Annotated in this window: 21 protein-coding genes; 7 read left to right on the plus strand and 14 right to left on the minus strand. The window is 48.9% G+C overall.

Features of this window, described 5'->3' with window-relative positions:
- Positions 1–12: 12 nt before the first annotated feature.
- The 7 genes from IEV98_RS24030 to IEV98_RS24060 form a co-directional block, all read right to left on the minus strand.
- Positions 13–579, minus strand: a complete 567-nt coding sequence (locus IEV98_RS24030) for an OmpH/Skp family outer membrane protein (protein WP_188508603.1) — start codon at positions 577–579, stop codon at positions 13–15.
- Positions 580–693: 114 nt separating this feature from the next.
- Complete coding sequence (locus tag IEV98_RS24035; protein ID WP_188508604.1) at positions 694–1230, minus strand: OmpH/Skp family outer membrane protein; 537 nt, start codon at positions 1228–1230, stop codon at positions 694–696.
- A gap of 71 nt (positions 1231–1301) precedes the next feature.
- Entirely contained in the window at positions 1302–3857 is a 2556-nt protein-coding gene (bamA, locus tag IEV98_RS24040; protein WP_188508605.1) for an outer membrane protein assembly factor BamA, read from the minus strand.
- A gap of 57 nt (positions 3858–3914) precedes the next feature.
- Positions 3915–4658 carry an undecaprenyl pyrophosphate synthase gene (uppS, locus tag IEV98_RS24045; RefSeq protein ID WP_188508606.1) on the minus strand — a complete coding sequence of 248 codons (744 nt, stop codon included), beginning with the start codon at positions 4656–4658 and terminating at the stop codon, positions 3915–3917.
- A 37-nt stretch (positions 4659–4695) separates the two neighbouring features.
- Entirely contained in the window at positions 4696–5523 is an 828-nt protein-coding gene (porG, locus tag IEV98_RS24050) for a type IX secretion system protein PorG (protein WP_188508607.1), read from the minus strand.
- A 47-nt stretch (positions 5524–5570) separates the two neighbouring features.
- Complete coding sequence (locus IEV98_RS24055; RefSeq protein ID WP_188508608.1) at positions 5571–6458, minus strand: NAD kinase; 888 nt, start codon at positions 6456–6458, stop codon at positions 5571–5573.
- 4 nt (positions 6459–6462) lie between these two features.
- Positions 6463–7125: a CBS domain-containing protein gene (locus IEV98_RS24060; protein WP_188508609.1), complete on the minus strand. Its 663-nt coding sequence runs from the start codon at positions 7123–7125 to the stop codon at positions 6463–6465.
- 250 nt (positions 7126–7375) lie between these two features.
- On the opposite strand from IEV98_RS24060, the gene glsA reads away from it, so the two are divergent.
- Both glsA and glsB read left to right on the plus strand, forming a co-directional pair.
- The gene (glsA, locus tag IEV98_RS24065; RefSeq protein ID WP_188508610.1) at positions 7376–8215 is read left to right on the plus strand and encodes a lyso-glycine lipid O-acyltransferase GlsA; all 840 of its coding nucleotides are present in this window, start codon (positions 7376–7378) and stop codon (positions 8213–8215) included.
- A 4-nt stretch (positions 8216–8219) separates the two neighbouring features.
- Positions 8220–9185 (plus strand): glycine N(alpha)-acyltransferase GlsB, encoded by a 966-nt coding sequence (gene glsB, locus IEV98_RS24070; protein ID WP_188508611.1) that lies wholly within the window; start codon positions 8220–8222, stop codon positions 9183–9185.
- On the opposite strand, the gene IEV98_RS24075 is transcribed toward glsB, so the two are convergent.
- Entirely contained in the window at positions 9168–9623 is a 456-nt protein-coding gene (locus tag IEV98_RS24075; RefSeq protein WP_188508612.1) for a GatB/YqeY domain-containing protein, read from the minus strand. The genes glsB and IEV98_RS24075 overlap by 18 nt on opposite strands.
- A 78-nt stretch (positions 9624–9701) precedes the next feature.
- Here IEV98_RS24075 and IEV98_RS24080 point away from each other — a divergent pair, with 78 nt between their 5' ends.
- Positions 9702–9920, plus strand: coding sequence for a hypothetical protein (locus IEV98_RS24080; protein ID WP_188508613.1), 219 nt, complete (start codon positions 9702–9704; stop codon positions 9918–9920).
- Between the two features lie 3 nt (positions 9921–9923).
- Here the strand turns inward: IEV98_RS24080 and IEV98_RS24085 are convergent, their stop codons facing one another.
- From IEV98_RS24085 to IEV98_RS24110, 6 genes are all read right to left on the minus strand, one after another.
- Positions 9924–10352 (minus strand): CBS domain-containing protein, encoded by a 429-nt coding sequence (locus tag IEV98_RS24085; protein ID WP_188508614.1) that lies wholly within the window; start codon positions 10350–10352, stop codon positions 9924–9926.
- Positions 10353–10537: 185 nt separating this feature from the next.
- Positions 10538–10972 carry a hypothetical protein gene (locus tag IEV98_RS24090; protein ID WP_188508615.1) on the minus strand — a complete coding sequence of 145 codons (435 nt, stop codon included), beginning with the start codon at positions 10970–10972 and terminating at the stop codon, positions 10538–10540.
- A 13-nt stretch (positions 10973–10985) separates the two neighbouring features.
- Entirely contained in the window at positions 10986–11624 is a 639-nt protein-coding gene (locus IEV98_RS24095; RefSeq protein WP_188508616.1) for a SprT family zinc-dependent metalloprotease, read from the minus strand.
- A gap of 53 nt (positions 11625–11677) precedes the next feature.
- Positions 11678–12616 (minus strand): T9SS type B sorting domain-containing protein, encoded by a 939-nt coding sequence (locus tag IEV98_RS24100; RefSeq protein WP_188508617.1) that lies wholly within the window; start codon positions 12614–12616, stop codon positions 11678–11680.
- 115 nt (positions 12617–12731) lie between these two features.
- Positions 12732–13424: a hypothetical protein gene (locus tag IEV98_RS24105; protein WP_188508618.1), complete on the minus strand. Its 693-nt coding sequence runs from the start codon at positions 13422–13424 to the stop codon at positions 12732–12734.
- Between the two features lie 36 nt (positions 13425–13460).
- Positions 13461–14342: a hypothetical protein gene (locus tag IEV98_RS24110; protein WP_188508619.1), complete on the minus strand. Its 882-nt coding sequence runs from the start codon at positions 14340–14342 to the stop codon at positions 13461–13463.
- 547 nt (positions 14343–14889) lie between these two features.
- Between IEV98_RS24110 and IEV98_RS24115 the strand changes: the two genes are divergently transcribed.
- From IEV98_RS24115 to eno, 4 genes are all read left to right on the plus strand, one after another.
- The gene (locus IEV98_RS24115) at positions 14890–15531 is read left to right on the plus strand and encodes a DUF6266 family protein (RefSeq protein ID WP_188508620.1); all 642 of its coding nucleotides are present in this window, start codon (positions 14890–14892) and stop codon (positions 15529–15531) included.
- A 15-nt stretch (positions 15532–15546) separates the two neighbouring features.
- Entirely contained in the window at positions 15547–16107 is a 561-nt protein-coding gene (locus IEV98_RS24120) for a DUF6266 family protein (protein WP_188508621.1), read from the plus strand.
- 239 nt (positions 16108–16346) lie between these two features.
- Positions 16347–17468 (plus strand): glutamine-hydrolyzing carbamoyl-phosphate synthase small subunit, encoded by a 1122-nt coding sequence (carA, locus tag IEV98_RS24125; protein ID WP_188508622.1) that lies wholly within the window; start codon positions 16347–16349, stop codon positions 17466–17468.
- 131 nt (positions 17469–17599) lie between these two features.
- Positions 17600–18892 carry a phosphopyruvate hydratase gene (gene eno / locus IEV98_RS24130; RefSeq protein WP_188508623.1) on the plus strand — a complete coding sequence of 431 codons (1293 nt, stop codon included), beginning with the start codon at positions 17600–17602 and terminating at the stop codon, positions 18890–18892.
- Positions 18893–19042: the final 150 nt, after the last annotated feature.

Raw genomic sequence — 19042 nt, forward strand, 5'->3', positions numbered from 1 at the left:
GTTAACCCGGTATTAGGGGTTTGTCGGGGCTGCCGCCGGCGTCGTGTTAGCAATTCCCAATTTGGTTTTGACATCGGCCGTCAAATCGTCACCACCCGCGAAATAGGGGAGGCCCGCATTGGCGATATCAAAAACGTATGCATACCCTTTTTCCTTGGCTACACTTTGTACGGCTGTGTTGGCTTTTTGGAAAATCGGAGCAAACAACTCTTCTTGCTTTTTTTGCAATTCCTGCTGGGCAACTTGTTGCTGTTCGTTTATGCGACGCTCAATTTCCTGTACCTGTGTACTAAGGGCCTGTAACTGGGTGTCGATCGAATCTGCATTGGCTTCGCTACGGTTCCGTTGTAGATCCTGAGCAGCTGTTATTTTTTTCTGATATTCGCCTGCCATGCCTTGCAGCTCTGTTTCTTTGGTCTTTTGCAGGTTCTCGAATTCCGCATTGGCGGTTTTGAATTCGGGCATGGCCTGGATGATGTCAGTTGAATTGACATGGCCGATCTTCTGCTGCGCACTTACGAGTCCGGTTGATAAAAACAGCACCGCAACCACCACTCCACCTTTAAACAATTTTTTCATGCTATCCATTTTGATTTTTACTTGTTGTTGAGGAGAATCTTACCACCCCTCCATTGTGATTATAAGGTTATTTTTAATTTACGTTTAAAAAGTTGCGCAATGATACAAAACGGATTACTTATCCGCAAGTGAAGGATCGGGTTTATATCCTAATTTGGTGATGATATCATTGCTTTTGTCCAATTTTGGATTGGCATAGAGAAAGGTAACTTCGCTGCCCTTATCCAGCACGATATCCAGACTTTGGTCGGTAGCAATGGTTTGTATCGCTTGGGCCACACGGTCCTGTATCGGTTTGACGAGTTTGACACGTTCTTGGAAAAGATCGCCCTCAAACCCGAATTTCTGCCGCTGGAATTCCCGTGCCTCCTGCTCCTTGAGTACGATCTCGTCTTCCCGTTTCCTACGCATTTCTTCACTAAGCAATACCTGATCCTCTTGGTACGACTTATACAATTTTTCGATATCCGCAAAACGGCTATCAACCTCTTCCTGCCATTGTACCGAAAGGGCATCCAATTGCTTTTGAGCAGCGAGGTACTCGGGTATATGTTTCAGAATATATTCCGTATCCACATAAGCAAACCGTTGGGCAAAAGTCGCTGAGGAGGCTACCACAGACAGGACAACTACTCCGATTATTTTTTTCATGCTCATCATTTTTATACTTCGTGTTGGTCTACAACTGCAAAAGTAATTCCATTTTTTAAATATCGTGTATATTAATTGAACCCGCCCATTTGCTGCATGATGCTAAACGTAAAATTTTGCCGCCAGGTGCTGGAGGGCACACCCGGTATCGGGTCGAACGCGTGACCATAGTCGATGCCGAGCAATCCGAAGATAGGGAGGAATATACGTGCACCCACACCCACCGAACGGCGTACCTTGAACGGATTGAAATCCCGGAAATTATTCCACGTATTACCGCCTTCGGCAAAAGCCAGTACGAATACGGTGGCCTGGTCATTCAGCATCACCGGATGGCGCAGTTCCAATTGGTATTTATTGTAAATGGGACTACCCGAATTGCGCGCAATATTGACATCGGCACCATCGGGTATCACCATGCCGTTGGCATAGCCCCGCATGGCGATAATCTCAGACCCTTGCAGGAAGTCGAAGCCCATCATCCCATCGCCACCGAGTTTGAACCGCTCGAAAGCAGATTGGCCGGTGACGCTATTGTATGAACCCAGGAAGCCGAATTGCGCTTGTGCTTTAAGTACCAGTTTACCGGCAATCCGGGTATACCATTGGGAATCGAATTTCCACTTGTGGTATTCCGTCCACTTGTACCGTTCATCATTTGGCGCGGTGGGGTAGTTGATGTTGTTGAAACTGGAATACGGCGGCGTCACCTGTACGGTGAACTTGATGTGTGAGCCCGAAGTAGGGTATATCGGCGCATCCACCGAGTTACGGCTGATTTCCTGCGTGAGGTTGATGTTGTAGGATGTTCCGTTTTCAAATAGGAACCCCGGATAGTTCTGTAATTTATACTGCTGGAAGCCCAACGAATAGTTCAACTGGAAATAGTTGTCGGGCCATTGCAGCCGCTTGCCCAAGCTTACGGTCACCCCGTTCATCCAGATCCGGTTCAGATCCTCGTCGGCGGCGATTTGACGGCCACTCCAGTAATCAAAACCACCAAACGACGAAGACGACGTAAATGCGCTGACGCCGAAGTATATCGGCTTCTTACCGCCCAGCCAGGGTTCCGAAAAGGAGAAGCTATAGGATTGGTAGCGCTTGCCACTGGTTTGCCCGCGGATACTCAATTTCTGCCCGTCACCTCTGGGCAGGGGCTTCCACGCTGTTCTATCAAAAATATTGCGGGTAGAGAAGTTGTTGAAGGAAAGCCCCAATGTACCGATGACCTGGCCTGCGCCGAAGCCACCGGAGAGCTCCACCTGGTCGGCAGGTTTTTCGACCACGTTATATTCGATATCCACGGTCCCGTCCGAATGGTTGAGGTTGGTGGGAACCGGATTGGTTTTCTGTTCGTCAAAGTTACCCAGTTGGGCAATTTGGCGTGTACTGCGCATCAGCAGCTCCTTGGAGAATTTCTGGCCCGGCTTGGTGTGTATTTCACGCAACAATACGCGGTCGTTGGTCACATCGTTGCCTTTCAGGATAATGTTGTTGATTGTAAACTGAGCACCTTCGTAGATGCGCAGGTCCATATCGATGGTGTCGTTGTAGATCCGGGTTTGGACAGGATCTACCGTAAAGGTGAGGTAGCCGTCATTGAGGTATAGCGACGAGATATCATCGCTGTTTCGGGTTGGGCCCATCAGCTTGGTGGTCAGCTTTTCCTCGCTGAACACTTCGCCTTTTTTAATGCCCAGAATAACATTCAGGATGGAATCCGAATACTTGGCGTTGCCCTGCCAGGCAATGTTACCGATGTAATATTTTGGCCCTTCATACAGATCGATATCCACGATGACATTCCGGTTGTTGTATTTGTAGAAGGTATCCCTGAGGATTTCCGCATCGCGGTATCCCTGATCATGCAGTTTGGCGATGAGCTTTTCTTTGGCTTCCTTGTATTTTTCTTCTTTGAATTTGCCCGGCCCGGTAACCCGCCACCACGTACGCTGCCGGACGCCTTTGAAGAACTTACGGAGCTGACGCTGGGAAAATGTTTCGTTGCCGGTGAAATTGATGCGATGGGCCCGCACCTTGCGGTTTCGGTCTACATTGACCACCAAAATCTGGTTGTTTACCTGGGCGGAGTCTTTTACGGGTGCCATGGTGATTTCGGGATACAGGTACCCCTTTTCACTCAAGTAGCGCGTAATGGTATTCCGCGTAGTATTCATCAGGTTCTGGTTGACGATCTTACCGGTGTTTTCGTTGAGCTTTTTGCGTACATCCTCGGTTTGCGTCTTGCTGAGCCCCTCGATATCAATCCGGGTGAGGCGGGGACGCTCCACGACATGAATATTGAAGAAAATCGAATCACCCTTTACCGCATCGGCATAAAGCTTTACATCGTCGAATAAACCCTGGTCCATCAGGTTTTTTACTACGTTTGACGTTGCATCACTCGGTACTTCAATGCGTGATCCCACGACCAATTTGGAGATGGTGATGAGTACATCATTGTCAAGGTATTCCGTGCCACTTACCGAGATTCCGCCGATGATGTAATTCTGGGGGTTGAGGTAGCTGAATTCATCAGAATCGCCTACGGGTATTCCGCGTTGTTGAGCAGTGGTTGTCCTTGCTGCCAATATGGTAATGAGTATAAAAAAGAGTATTCGCTTCATCTATCTAATTTATCGCCGCTAAAGTACGTCAAACAGTTGTTAATTTTTGTTAAAAGGTTATTTTGCTAATTGTTCGCTAGTTAATCCGAAACGCCGCTCGCGACTTTGGTAGGTGACTATGGCCTCAAAAAGGTCATTCCTCCTGAATTCAGGCCACATTTTTTCGGTGAAGTACAGCTCTGCATAAGCCAATTGCCAGAGCAGGTAATTGCTGATGCGTTGCTCACCGCTCGTCCGGATCATAAGTTCGGGGTCGGGCATGCCCCGGGTGGCAAGGTGTTGCGCAAATCGCTCTTCATTGATGTCGTTCGGGTTAATACGGCCTGTTTGGGCTTCCTGTGCCAGTTGCCGCGCCGCCTCCGTAATTTCCCACCGGGCGCTGTAGCTCAGCGCCAGCGTCAATGTACAATTGTCGTTTTCTGCCGTTTTGCGCATCGCTTCCTGAAGGCGGTCGTTGGCTTTGGTGGGCAGTTGTCCGAGGTTGCCGATGGCACGGAGTTTTACACCATTATCCATCAGCGTTTTGGTTTCTTTACTGATCGTATTGATCAAAAGCTCCATCAAAGCAGATACCTCCAGCTTCGGGCGGTTCCAATTTTCCGTCGAAAACGCATACAGGGTAAGGTATTTGACGCCGATTTCCACTGCACCTTCTACCGTATCCCGTACGGCCGCTACCCCGTTTTTGTGACCAAATACACGCAGTTTGCCACGCTCTTTGGCCCATCGTCCGTTGCCATCCATGATAATGGCCACATGTTGGGGTAGCCGCGTTTTATCAATCGTTTGCTTGATGTCCATCCTTAATTTGGGGCAAAGTTAATATTTTTTTGAGGAGTTACTGCCATTCTGGGCATCCTCCTTTAAAGATGGTGTAAGATAAGGTGAATCCAGCGATCATGTAGGAATCGTAGGGGCGGCCATCGCCACGTTGTCCAACCGGCTGGGCGGCGTTTGCAGCATTGCGATAAGCCAGGTACTGCCAGTCGGTCACGGACAGCTGTGCTGGCAGACGCGGTGGCGGCTGGGTCGGGTAGTTCCCGCTTACGTCATCCAGGTAGTCGGTCAGTGCCAAGCGATAGCCCACTTCCATGCCGATAGACCACGGGCCCCTTAAGTTGTATTTAAAACCTGCTCCGAAAGGGATCGAGAAGGCATATTTCGGATAGGGAACGTGATTATCCATATCGTGGTATTCGGTCTGCATATCCCGGAGCTTCACCTTCCGGGGCGTTTCCCCGATTATGTAAGGTAAGTACCATTTCGGATCGAAGGATATTCCCCCCACCCCGGCAAAGATGTAAGGCGTGTACACGATCCGGCCCCGTTGCGGTAGCCATTTAAAGAAATTGAAATCAACCAGTACGGCGGCTTCCTTTACCGATCCGAAAAAACCCAGGTTGCGCTCAACACGCTGCTGCACCTTTGAGTTTCCATCATAGGCAAATAGGTTGGCATATGCAAAATTACCCCGGATGCCCCATGTATGGTTGAGGTTATACTTTATCGAGGCCCCTGCAGCCCAATCATTGAACGCCAAAGGGTTTTCCGGGTTCAGGTCGCCCATGTAACCGGAAGTTCCGCCCAGCAAGCTAAATTCCCACTCCTGTGCGGAGACGGTTGAAAGCCCGAAAAAAAGGAGTAGCGTTACAATTCGGCTAAGCACAATATTGGCAGTGTTATTTAAAAGTCGGTAAAGATAGGGATTTTAGGTTAATAATTACGGGCATCCAAACCCCACAACAGTTTATTGCGCAGTGTAGAAAAGTAGCGGTAATTTTTCAGGCGGATGAGGTTTGCCTGATAATGGGCCCTGCGCACGGTCAGCCGGATATCCGTCGACACCGATGTGGTTTTGGAATCGCATGAAAGCAGAAATTTTGCACTTCTGCTTTCAATTTCGAGGTGGAGCTCCACATTGTCCGAAATAACCACCGGCCGTACATTCAGGTTGTGCGGCGAGATGGGTGTAATGACAAAATTGCCACTGCCGGGCATGAGGATAGGCCCCCCGCAGCTGAGCGAGTAGGCGGTGGAGCCGGTGGGAGTGGCCACAATGATGCCATCCGCCCAATACGCATTCAGCAACTCCCCGTCTACATAAGCACTTACCGTAATCATGGCCGAACTGTCGGACTTGAATAGCGTCACATCGTTGAGGGCGAAATGGTTCCCGTCAAACAGCGCAGCCTGTTTGGATTCCACTGCCAGCAACGTCCGTTTTTGGATGTTGTAATCACCCGAAAAGATAGCTTCCATGGAAGCGTCGATATCATCCTTGCTGATGTCTGCCAAAAATCCCAGCCTGCCGAAATTGATGCCCGCTACCGGTATGCCCGACTCGCCCACGATCGAAACCGCCGCCAGCATCGTGCCGTCTCCGCCCAAGCTGAGCATGAAGCCGACATCTTTGGGCAACTGTTCCTTTGTGTTATAGGTGTGCAATTGCCTGGGGAACGCCACCTGCTGCTGCTCCAAAAACCTGTGGAAGTCACCAAATATCCAAAGTTCCGTATCCCGGGCAATCAGGGAATCGAACAGATGCTGAACATAAGGAATCACCGATGGCTGGAATTCCCTTCCGTAAACCGCTATCTTCATCACGCTACATATTGATATAGTTCATCAGCTGGTCATAGCGATCACGGGAATTGTCGCGGCTCTTTTCGGTATTGTAGGTTGTTTTGACCGTGTAGTCATGCCTCAGAAATGCAGCAACGACGGATGAGATGTCCGCTTTGTTGACTTTAATCGTGACTTCCAGGCGGGAGGAATCCGAAAACATCTGTACATAGGAGTTCAGTATCTGGGTGTTTTCCGATTCCACGATATGGGCAATATGTGACAGCGCATTGTCGCGGTTGCCTATTTCCAGCACAATGATTCCACCAGGGTGATGGATGGACATGGTCTCACTCAATGCATCGATCAAATCAAGGGGGGTGATTGCACCCAGATAGGCATGCTCATTGTCCAGCACCGGCAGCAAATCAAGCTGGTGAATTTGAAAGACCAGCATTGCATCATAAATGTGTTGAGCATCATGGAGCTGTACCTGCTCGTAGGCGATACCTGCCTGTTGGATCGGTTCATCCATATGATCACGCCCCGAAAGCGCCTCATAGGTAATCAGTCCGAGTAAAACGTCATCCTTCACCACAGGCAGATGGGCTAATCGGAGATCGGCCATCTTATCCAAGATTTTGCGTTTGCTGTCCGTCGGACTTATCGCGTAATTTTGTGCTGTTATGATCTGGCCTACATTCATGGTTTTATTCACCTCCTTAATCCATTAAACGAATAAAACAAGCAATCGTTTAACAGGAATCCATATCCTTGCCAAAAATAGACGCTTTTATGGATTTCAACGACTAATTTAGTTTTTTTTTCTCATGACGGCGGTTTTTTCTGACTTAAAACCGTAATAAAACAAACGACTGACAATACCGGAACTTTTACTACTTTTGGCTGCTAATCATCTCCTCCGATAGGGCGATACTGCGGGAGGCGATCATCGCATGGTAAAGACAGTTTTGGAAAATAAGGATAAATACATCGTCATCAGGGAGGTCATCCGGAAGAAGAACCCGCAACTGCTACGATGGATGCCACGGTTTGTGTTGCGTTACATTGAGCGGGTGGTACATGAAGACGATATCAACCAGGTGATGGATCATATCGGCCACTTGCATGGGTTGGCATTTGTGGATGCACTGATTGACGAGCTGGGCGTCATTGTCGAACTGAAGGGCGAAGAAAACATACCCCGCGAAGGCGGCGTGATTTTTGCGTCTAACCATCCACTGGGTGGGCTGGATGGCGTTGCTTTCATGCACGCACTGGGCAGGTACCGGCAAGATATCAAGTTTATCGTCAACGATATCCTGATGAACATCAAGAATCTCCAACCGCTATTTGTGGGCGTGAATAAACATGGCACACAGGGGCGCCAGGGGATGAAACAGATCGAGGAAGCCTACGCGCAGGACCAAGCATTGCTGGTTTTTCCAGCAGGATTGGTGTCGCGCAAGCGAAAAGGAAAAATCGAAGACCTGGAGTGGAAAAAAAGTTTCATCGGTAAAGCAAAAAAATACCGAAAAGACATTGTACCTGTCTACATTGACGGCAGAAATTCCGCCTTTTTTTATAATTTCGCTCGTTTCAGAGAATCGATAGGCATAAAAACCAATGTCGAAATGTTTTACCTCGCGGATGAAATGTTTGCGCAGAAAAACAAAAAAGTAACTATCTGTGTAGGAAAACCAATTTCTTATACTTATTTTGACGGCTCCAAAAGTGAAAAGGAATGGGCTGAGGAGATTAAACAAACGGTATACGACTTAGCGCCAGAAAACTAATTATATGCAAGAGATAATAGCACCCGTTGACCCAAATATCATAAAAGAGGAGCTTGCCCAAGAGGCGTTTGTCCGTTACACCAATAATGGGAATAATGAGATTTACCTGGTTAACCACCGTAGTGCACCCCATACCGTAAAGGAAATCGGGAGACTGAGGGAGCTAACTTTCCGTTCAGCCGGAGGCGGCACAGGTTTGGCGTTGGATCTCGATGACAACGATATGGGTACCGATGCCTACGACCAGCTGATTGCATGGAATCCCGAAGATGAGGAAATTATTGCCGGATACCGATTAATCAAATGCAAAGATGTGGGCGTAAACAGCCACGGCGAAATTAATTTATCCACAGCACACTATTTCCATTTTTCGCCAAAGTTCATCGCTGATTACCTACCCTACACAATAGAGCTGGGTCGGTCTTTCGTACAACCGAAATACCAGCCAGGCAAGGACAACCGCAAAGGTCTGTTTTCGCTGGATAACCTCTGGGACGGATTGGGGGCTGTGGTGAAGCTCAACCCGGATGTCAAGTACTTGTTTGGCAAAGTGACGATGTATCCCCACTATAATCGGGAAGCCAGGGATTTGCTGATTTATTTTATGCATCACTATTTTCCAGATAGCGAACAATTGGTCTGGCCCATTAAGCCCCTGCACTATTTTGGAGACGTGGCCCCCTTCCGTGAAGTTTTCGGCGGACTGTCTTATAAAGATGGCTATAAAGCATTAAACAGCAGGGTGCGGGCCTTGGGCGAAAACATTCCGCCATTGATCAATACCTATATGAACCTATCCTCCACCATGAAGACATTTGGCACTGCCGTAAATGATGAATTCGGAACGGTGGAAGAGACGGGTATCATGATCACCATTGACGACATCTTTGAAAGCAAGAAAGAGCGTCACATCTCCACCTTCGAGCGCGATAGGGAATTGGGGAGTAGGCACCTAACCTCCGACCAATAGCGCTTTGGCTATTTCGGAGATGGTTTTGCCATCGGCCTTTCCGGCGAGTTTCTGGTTTGCAGGCCCCATGACCTTGCCCATATCTTTTGGGCCCGTAGCACCTGTTTCCGTGATAACTTGTTTAACGATGCGTTCAATATCCTCACGGCTGAGCTGGGCAGGTAGGAAGCTTTCTATCACAGCAAGTTCTTCTACCTCGATTTGATAGAGGTCATCGCGGTTTTGCTGCTGATATACCGATGCTGATTCCCGGCGTTGCTTGGCCAGTTTTTGTAATACAGCGATCTCGGTATCTTCCGTTAGCACCTCGGTAGGCCCCTTTTCGGTTTTGGCGAGCAAAATGGCTGCCTTGATGGCCCGGAGGCCTCGTAACCGGACACTGTCCTTGGCCAGCATGGCCGATTTGATCTCTTGGTCTATTTTATCTTGTAAAGCCATTCGACGTGTTGTTTTTGGAATGCAAAGGTAGCAATTTACTATATTTTTTGTACTTTTGACGGCAAATTGTTAACTCACATGGCAACATCATTAGAAAATAGAACATCCCGCAAGACCGAGAACAACGCAAACCAGACAAATTATTATGTCACCTTGACCATTGCCGTAGCCATCGGACTAGTAGGTACGTTTTTGCGGTTCGTCCAGGATTCATTCCTGTTTTCCGCGGTATCGAATATTTTGCTGGCCATTGGTTGGCTTATCGTATTCCGCGTGGTCTTCCGGATTATGAAGTAGTTGCTAACTATTGATATAGCTTTCCAATTGGCTGATGGTCTGCTGTTGGTCCTCGATGATGTATTTCACCAGGTCACCGATGGACAGCATTCCGATGACCGTTCCATTTTCCATCACAGGCAGGTGCCTGAAATGCCTGTTCGTCATGAGTTGCATGCACTGGTCAATCGCTTCATCCTGCGTGATCGTGTGCGGCTCGGTTGTCATCACTTCGTGCATCAGCGTGTCCTTCGAAGATTTTCCCTTCAGGATGATTTTGCGGGCATAGTCCCGTTCGGTGAAGATTCCCATCAGCCGGTCGTGTTCGATGACTAATAATGCACTGATGTTTTTTTCCATCATGATTTGCAATGCGTCGAATACGGAAATATCTTGCGTTACCGAATAGACGACGGCCGGTTTGTTTTTGAGAATGTGCTTGACGGTCTTCATGATAGTTGCTTTATGTGTTCAATCGCTGTGTTAGTCAGCGCACTGGATGCATGAATACGTAAACGGCAAATAAGAATTACAATTGGGTGCTTTGCTAACTACACGATAAAGATAATAATAATCCCACAAAAAAACCTGACAATTTCAAAACTGTCAGGTTTTTTTGTTCGGGGATACCGATAGGTTTATCCCACCAGGCCTTTGGGCCATACCTGCCAGGGGATACGGGAAAGGATGATTACCAATGCAAGGAGGTAAAAAGCCAATATGGTACCATTCTGTTTTTTGGGTATGGTCAGCCTTTTAGCCCTTGAATAGCCAACGGTGATGAGCACAATGGCGATCAACATCATCAATGGATGTTCGAGAAAGTAAAGGCGGGCCGTGCTGATTTTCATGGCTTCGCCCGAAGCACCTTTGATGCCCAGCGGTGACACGAAGTAGATAATCAGGCCCACCACGAATTGCACATGCGCACATATAAGCCCCAAGAGCGCCATCTTCCGGTTGTAGCCCTTGTTCTGCAAATATGCGAAAAGCACGTAGAGAATGGAAATGATTAACCCCGCTAACAATACATAGGCCAGCGTGGAGTGTAGGTGTTTGAATCCGGTGTACATAGTTGTTTGTTATTTAGTAAGTTGTTGAGTCTGTTGTCTTATCCGCTAGTACCGTCACTTCCGCTATCGGACTGAAAAGGTATACCCGTTGCGTTTTTACTTCAATACAACGGTACCGTTTTCTTATTTTTTCCCTTTTCTGAAAAACCCGGCCGTTTTTTAGGGTAAATATCGTGTTTTCAGGCAACTGCTCCACGGTATGTGCCAGGTTGTTTTCGGCATCATACCGTTTCAATACCCTAAACAGCTGCAGGTCCGTACAGCTGGAAGCAGCGGGATTATTCAGGTACGTGATGACTGCCCGTTGAATATCATCGGGGAAGGTACCCGACTGGACAAAGGGTAGCATAAGCTGCCTGAAATTGTTTTTCCATTCGGCCCCATGCGGTTTTACTCGGCTTTTATGGGCATTCCATGTTTTGAGGTGGGCAAATTCATGCACCGTGGTAATCAGGAATGCATACGGATTGAGGTTATGATTTACGGAGATACGATGTCCGTTTTCGGCATATGGCGGCCGGTAATCACCGAATTTCGATGTGCGGCTCCGGCTTATCCGGAAAACGCACCCGCTGTCGTTGATCCACCTTGAAATGATCGGCGCAGCCGGGGCGGGCATGTATTTACGCAACTGTACACTGTAGTCCTGCATTGATGCAAACTTAACACAAAGGGGGCATTATTCATAACGTCAAATAAAACTACCTATCGCGCTGCATTCCGGATGATCGTTACAAAGCCCTTGGATGTCTGCCAGTGGCCGTTGTGGAGCCGCAATTCGAACACATAATAATACGTACCATCACCGAGATTGCTGCCGTTCCAGTCGCCCTTATAAGGAACTGCTTTGTACACCTCATTACCCCACCGATTGAAGACGAAAAGCCGGTTTTCAGGAAAGGCGTCCAGTCCATCGATTCGGAAATAATCGTTTACACCATCTCCGTTCGGCGTAAAGATGTTCGGGACTTTCAGCGCGATTACCTCCACCAAGGCCACCGCTTCGTTGTCTGCGGGGTTGCTGTCGGGCAGGCTGCTGGTTACCACGGCAAGCTGCGATGCCGATCCTTGGCCTTGCGCCCTTACGCTGACAGTCAGTGATTCGGATTGGCCGGGGATGATGTCTCCCAATTCCCAGGTCAGTTGGCGCGTAGCCGGGTTATAGCTCGTCTGGCCCATAGGATTACCCAGAATAGCCTCATATGCCACCTGCTGGGGCAGTGTGGCCGTGACGACAACCCCGTTGGCTGTGTGACTGCCATTGTTCACAGCCATCAGTTGGTAGCTGAAAACCTCACCGATGAATACCGTAGGCCGGTCAGGTTCGTTACGGATACGCATGTCGACGTGTACGGGCTCGCCGCCCGGGTCGACGATGACCTCCACCGGATCGGACAGGTCGGAATTGCAGGTGTTGCCTAAGCCGATTACGGTGTAAGTGCCGGCTTCGGAAGCGATGATAATGGCATCATGGGAGCCGTTGATGGGTGCGCCATTGTGGAACCACAAATAGCTGATTGCACCCGTGGATGCAGCCGTTAAGGTTACCGAACTACCTTCGACAATATGCACAGTTTGTTCTTGCGCCTGACTTCTAGAAGCCAGTACACAAACAAACCAAATAAGGAGATAGCTTTTGTTCATGAACCCCGGTAAATCGTTGGCTACATTCGCTTTAAAAAAACGTGCTGTATGGGTAATCACCGCCCATCAAATTAGTTTCATTGACGGGCGGCGAATATCCGATCGTTATTTTTGTCTACAGTGTTTCACCCGTAGCCCCACCGCCGATTGTAATGGTCGGTGTGCCTGGTTTTTCTAGAACCGTAATGTCATTTTCACCGACTTGTGAGCAATAAGCCAAACCACCAACCAAATAGCCGGCTTTTAGTCGGTATGTCGTCGTCGTATTGGCAGGGATTGAAGGATCTGGGGTATAGGTCGCGGCAGTTGCTCCGGCGATTGCTGTTTCGGTGGTCCCGTCAAACGTATACCATTGATAGGCGTAATCTGTAAACGCATCATCCGTTGTGATATCGGCCGTAAACTCTTGATCGGCAGCGTCTTCTATACAGTAGTCTTCGGCAATGAAGTTCACGGTAAGGGTTTGCAATACATATACCGGAACTTCCACCCATTCAGATTCGCAAATTTGTGGGTTACCCGCATCGCCGACCGTCGCAATGTAGTAGTAGCCATTATCCAATTCGGCAGCTGGAATCGTTGTGCCTCCTGTTAATACCAGTGTTTCTTCCGGTGTCGCATTTCCCGAGGTCGTACTGTACCGTACTACCCATTCCGTGCCTGTGGGAGCCGCTCCCAAGTTTAAATCGGTTCCTTCGCAAAATAATTCTACACCCGCAGTGGTCGGTGTCTGTGCGTTGACGGAGAGTAAATTTAATGTCAACAGCATTGCGGTCGTCATCGTCAGAATTTTAATCGTAGTTTTCATAATGTGTTAGTTTTTATTTGTTTTTTCGATAATATATTAGTGTTGTGAATTCGGGTGAATATTTAATGTCGGTGCGGGTGGCCTTGAGCTCACTGACACATTGATTTCTGTACGAGCAGATGGGTATATGTCGTTTTCTCGCGCTTCGAGCCAATATGATCCCGCTGGCAGGTCAGATGGGACGGTAAGCGTAGCTGAATTTGTGGGAGGTGCGGCTTCGGTTCCACCAGTCTGCGCAGAAAATAATCGATAAGTATATGGGGTTCCATTTTCGATATGGAAATTCGAAATAATCGCCTCACCCGACTGACCCTCACACAGAATGATTTCGTTATTTTGAAGTTCAGGAGGTTTGATGTAGAAGGCGTAGTAGTAGTTAGCCGTAAGTACTCCACCTAACGTTGTATTTACCTCAAGTCGTACGCCGTCATATGCTAATCCGTTCGAAGGTATGATTGCTGTCGCGATTTGCGGACCGCCAAGTAAATTCAATAGATTAAGGAGCTGTGTACCACTGTAGCTTGGCGCGACCGGAGAGGTTCGTCCTCCATTTGTACGTTGGACGGAAATACCCCCTAGCAAATTTAATAGCGAACTGGTACTGCCAAACTTGAGAATCACAGGGGAATTGTTGGTGGGTTTAGGATCGCCAAATTGCAGATTTTGGTTGGCTGTAATTGCGCCTAAGGCACCTAATGTCACGGAGAGTGTCGAGTAATTTAACGTGTCGTTATCAACAGCTCTAGCTTGGTTTGTTACTTGGGATAATATAACAAGCAGTTGTTGTGTGGGACTCGACTGCTGCGTAACCGCATACACCCGTTGTCCATACCCCTCCTGTACCGCGCCGAGCAGCAAAGCACACACCACGAAAAAACGTAAGGACGTTATGAAGGCAGATGTAGCGTAAGGGTACATATCAATTCATAGGCTGTGGTAGAAAATATGCTATAGTTATCCCTAAAAAGCAGGTTTAAGCATTGTTTTTCACGTGTTCAAATTAGTTGCACTACAAAGTTAACATGCGGCGAAAGCTAAGGTTGTATTCATTTTGTTCATATTCGTTCTGTTCAGGGCGGTTGACTTGTGCTGGAAGGGGATAGGCTACTATGTTGATAATTTAAGCAAAGAGGCGGTTTCAGTAAGCGGGCTTTAAGGAAGTTTAAATATAATTTTAACCCATGTTCTTTAAAAATAATTATACAAAACTTATATTATAGTGATATATATTTTATATTTCATCGTCTTATTATCGTCTTTTCATCGACAATCTATCGTCTTTATGTCGATAGAAAGACGGTACAATGTATATTGAATGATGATTAATTATAATTTAATTATAAAATTTAGACCGCTTTATGATAACTTTATTTGTGGGAAATTCCCGGATTCTGTATACTTGCTTATTATAAACCCATCCCGGCCACGGCCGGGGTGCATTTGTTGAACAATTAACCGTGATGATATGGCGATACTGAAAGACGGGATAAACGGACCCTTCAGCGGGAAGGTGGGCAGCGTGGTGGGCAGCAGCTGGCGCAAGATAAACTACATCAAGGGCTTCCGGCGGATCAAGGAGACCAAGCCGGAGCCCTCGCCGAAGCAGGCTGCCCAGCACCGCAGGTTCAAGCTGCTTAACGGATTCCTCCGTCCGGTGTCGGAGATACTGGAAACGGGCTTCGGGCAGTTCACGGGCAGGTCGACCGCCGTCAACGCCGCGTTCAGCCACAATTACGGCCATGCCTTCCTGATGGACGGCGACGAACTGACGCTCAACTACCGCGAACTGGCTTTCAGCCGGGGGACGCTGTACACCGCGGGTGCCGAAAAGGCGTGGCTGGAAAACGGCGGCATCAGGGTGAGGTGGGATCCCAGGACCTACGGCGTGGGCGGGGAAATGGATGACGTGGGCCATGCCATCGCCCACCATCCGGAGAGCGGCCTGTTCTTTGGCGGGAATGCGCAGCGGCATGCCGGGGAGGTGGCCTTCTCCTTCAACGGGCATGTTTCGGGCGGCGACTTCCATGTGTGGCTGTTCTTTGCGGACAGCAGGGGGAAGCGGGCTTCCAGAACCGTTTACATCCCGCTCACCGGGCCGGTATCCTGAAAAAAAAACGGACCGATGGATTTTTTCTACGACAGAAGCGTCATCAAGACCAAAGAGCAGTCATACGGCAAGCTGGCCGTACAGCAGCGGATGCGGCTGGCCATGGCGTTCCTCAACCCGCTGAGGCCCATCGTCACCGCGGGCTGGGCGGGCCACGGCAAAGGGAATAAAAGCAGGGCATTCGGTCAGGCGCTGAAAAAGCTGCTGCAGGACGCGGTTGAAGGGCAGTACCCCGACCAACGGATCGTGCCGGAGCGCGTGGCGGTCAGTACGGGCATGCTCCCGGCGGTGGAGATCCGGGACGTGGTACAGACGCCCGAAGCGTTGGAAATCCATTTCTCCAGCGGGGAAAACCCTTTGGCAAGGCCGGCCGACGGGGTGGTGCTGGTGGTGTACAGCCCCGAGACCGGTATAGCCGGCCGCAATACCGATGGCTGTACGCGCAAGGACGGATACATCAAGGTCGACCTGCCCCCGCAATTGCGGACAGCGCCGTTCCACGCCTACCTCTTCCTCCAAAGTGCCAGCAAGAAACAATACAGCAAAAGCATTTACGTTGGCCAATTGGGGCAATAACGGGGCTGTAAAAGAAGTTTTGGAGATAACCTGAAAAAATCACAGCAACTATCCGGTAAAATCCTTACCTTTGTCCCTCGTGAAATTTAGCGTATCTTGCTACAGGACGAAATCTCCAAAACCCGGAAACCTTTCCGACTTATGCTGCATTTCTGATTGTTTTTGGCCCGTAGAGGGCTTTTTTTATGGCTATACGCTGGATATAATTACAGAACACATCAACATTACAATAAGAGCGAATGACTAATTACAGCAAGCTGCCGGCTATTTTGTTACTGGAAGACGGGACCGTTTACCATGGCAAGGCCGCCGGAAAGATTGGCACCACTGCCGGTGAAATCTGTTTCAACACCGGTACCACGGGTTACCAGGAGATTTTTACAGACCCATCTTACTATGGCCAGATTATGGTCACTACGAATGCCCATATCGGTAATTATGGGATAACGAAAGATGAATCGGAGTCTACCAAGATACAGATCGCGGGGCTCGTGTGTAAAAACTATAGCGTTAATTACAGCCGTGGACAAGCCGATTCCTCCATACAAACCTATTTCGAGGAAGGCAACCTTGTCGGTATCTCGGATATCGATACGCGCTCGCTGGTGCGCCACATCCGAAACAAAGGTGCGATGAATGCCATTATCTCATCGGAAACACTGGATATCGCGGAATTGAAAGCGCAGCTGGACAACGTGCCGTCAATGGCGGGTTTGGAGCTATCGTCTGTGGTGACCACCGAGGAGCCCTACCACTACGGCGACGAGGATGCGCCACTGCGCTTAGCCGTACTGGATTTGGGGATCAAGCGTAATATCCTCCGCAATTTCGATGCTAGGAAGGTTTATGCCAAGATATTTCCCGCAAAAACGCCTTTTGCGGAAATGGAAGCGTGGGGAGCGGACGGTTACTTCGTTTCGAATGGCCCGGGCGACCCGGCTGCAATGGATTACGCGGTACAGACCATGAAGGACATTCTGGCCTCGGATAAGCCGCTTTTCGGAATATGCCTTGGGCATCAGTTGTTGGCCTTAGCCAACGGTATACGCACCAGCAAGATGTTTAACGGACACCGGGGCATCAACCATCCCGTGAAGAATATTATCGCCGACCGGTGCGAGATCACGAGCCAAAACCATGGGTTTGGTGTGGTGGCGGAAGATATTGAGCAGTCAGACAAAGTGGAAATCACCCATGTGAATCTCAATGACAAGTCCATCGAAGGGATCCGGGTGAAGGGCAAAAATGCATTTTCGGTGCAGTACCACCCCGAGTCGTCACCCGGACCGCATGACTCGCGCTACCTGTTCGACGATTTTGTGCAGTTGATGGAGGAGGGGAAGCTGAGCTTAGCGCGTTAAAAGTTTTCGGGGGCGGGTTTTCCTGTTCCCGATTATTTTGCTAAATTTGGCGGAAGGAATGTATAGTGTATTGGTTACACTAACTGTTATATACGAAGTACTAAATACTATATACTAATAATAAAAATACAATGAGTTTGATCATCGACGTACATGCGCGGCAAGTGTTGGATTCGCGCGGTAATCCTACCATAGAGGTGGATGTAACTACTGAAAATGGCTTTGTAGGCCGTGCAGCCGTTCCTTCCGGTGCTTCCACCGGCGTACACGAAGCCGTGGAGCTGCGGGACGGCGATAAATCCAAGTACCTGGGCAAAGGAGTACTGAAGGCTGTCGAAAATGTAAATACCCAAATCGCGGACGCGTTGCAGGGTATCGATGTCTTTGAGCAGAATGCGATCGATAAGGTGATGATTGAACTGGATGGCACCGAGAATAAAGGTAATCTGGGGGCAAATGCCATTTTGGGGGTTTCATTAGCCGTTGCCAAAGCCGCCGCCCAAGAGAGCCGTCAGCCGCTTTACCGTTACATCGGCGGCGTCAACGCCAATACATTGCCTATCCCGATGATGAACATCATCAACGGGGGGTCGCATTCCGATGCGCCCATCGCTTTCCAGGAATTCATGATCATGCCGGCGGGCGCATCTTCATTCTCCGAAGCGCTCCGTTGGGGTACCGAGGTGTTCCATAATTTGAAGAAAATCCTGCACGACCGTGGCCTCTCTACCGCCGTAGGTGATGAGGGTGGTTTTGCACCTACATTCGACGGCACGGAAGATGCCATTGAAACGATTCTGAAAGCGATCGAAACGGCCGGATACAAACCGGGTAGCGATATTTACCTGGCACTCGATTGTGCAGCTTCCGAATTCTACGTGGATGGCAAGTACGATTATACCAAATTTGAAGGTGATGGCGGTGCGGTACGTACCAGCGAAGAGCAAGTGGCTTACCTTGCCGAACTCAGTGGGAAATACCCGATCATTTCCATCGAAGACGGGATGCATGAGGACGATTGGGCGGGCTGGAAATTGCTGACGGATAAAATCGGCGCTACCGTACAGCTCGTAGGCGATGATTTGTTCGTAACCAATACCAAGCGCTTGCAGCAAGGTATCGATACACATACGGCAAATTCCATACTGGTGAAGGTTAATCAGATCGGTTCGTTGACAGAGACCATCAATGCGGTGTCGTTGGCACAAACGAATGGCTACACGTCCGTAATGAGCCACCGGAGCGGCGAAACCGAGGATTATACCATTGCTGACCTGGCCGTGGCACTCAATTGCGGGCAGATCAAGACCGGATCGGCTTCGCGCTCGGATCGGATCGCCAAATATAACCAGTTGCTCCGCATCGAGGAGGAATTGGGTAGTAATGCGAAGTTCTTGGGTAAGAGCTTTAAGTTTGCGCGCTAGTTGAATATATTTAAATATTGACAGAAAGGCCGTCTCAACTCAATGAGACGGTTTTTTTGTTCATAACCGTTTGTTTGTTTTTCAGTTTCGAAATCTCCCGATCGTGAGGGCGTTTTTGCTTATATTTCGCTAGCTTTGTCTCCCACGACA

Source organism: Parapedobacter pyrenivorans (assembly GCF_014636865.1).
GTDB classification, from domain to species: Bacteria; Bacteroidota; Bacteroidia; order Sphingobacteriales; family Sphingobacteriaceae; genus Parapedobacter; species Parapedobacter pyrenivorans.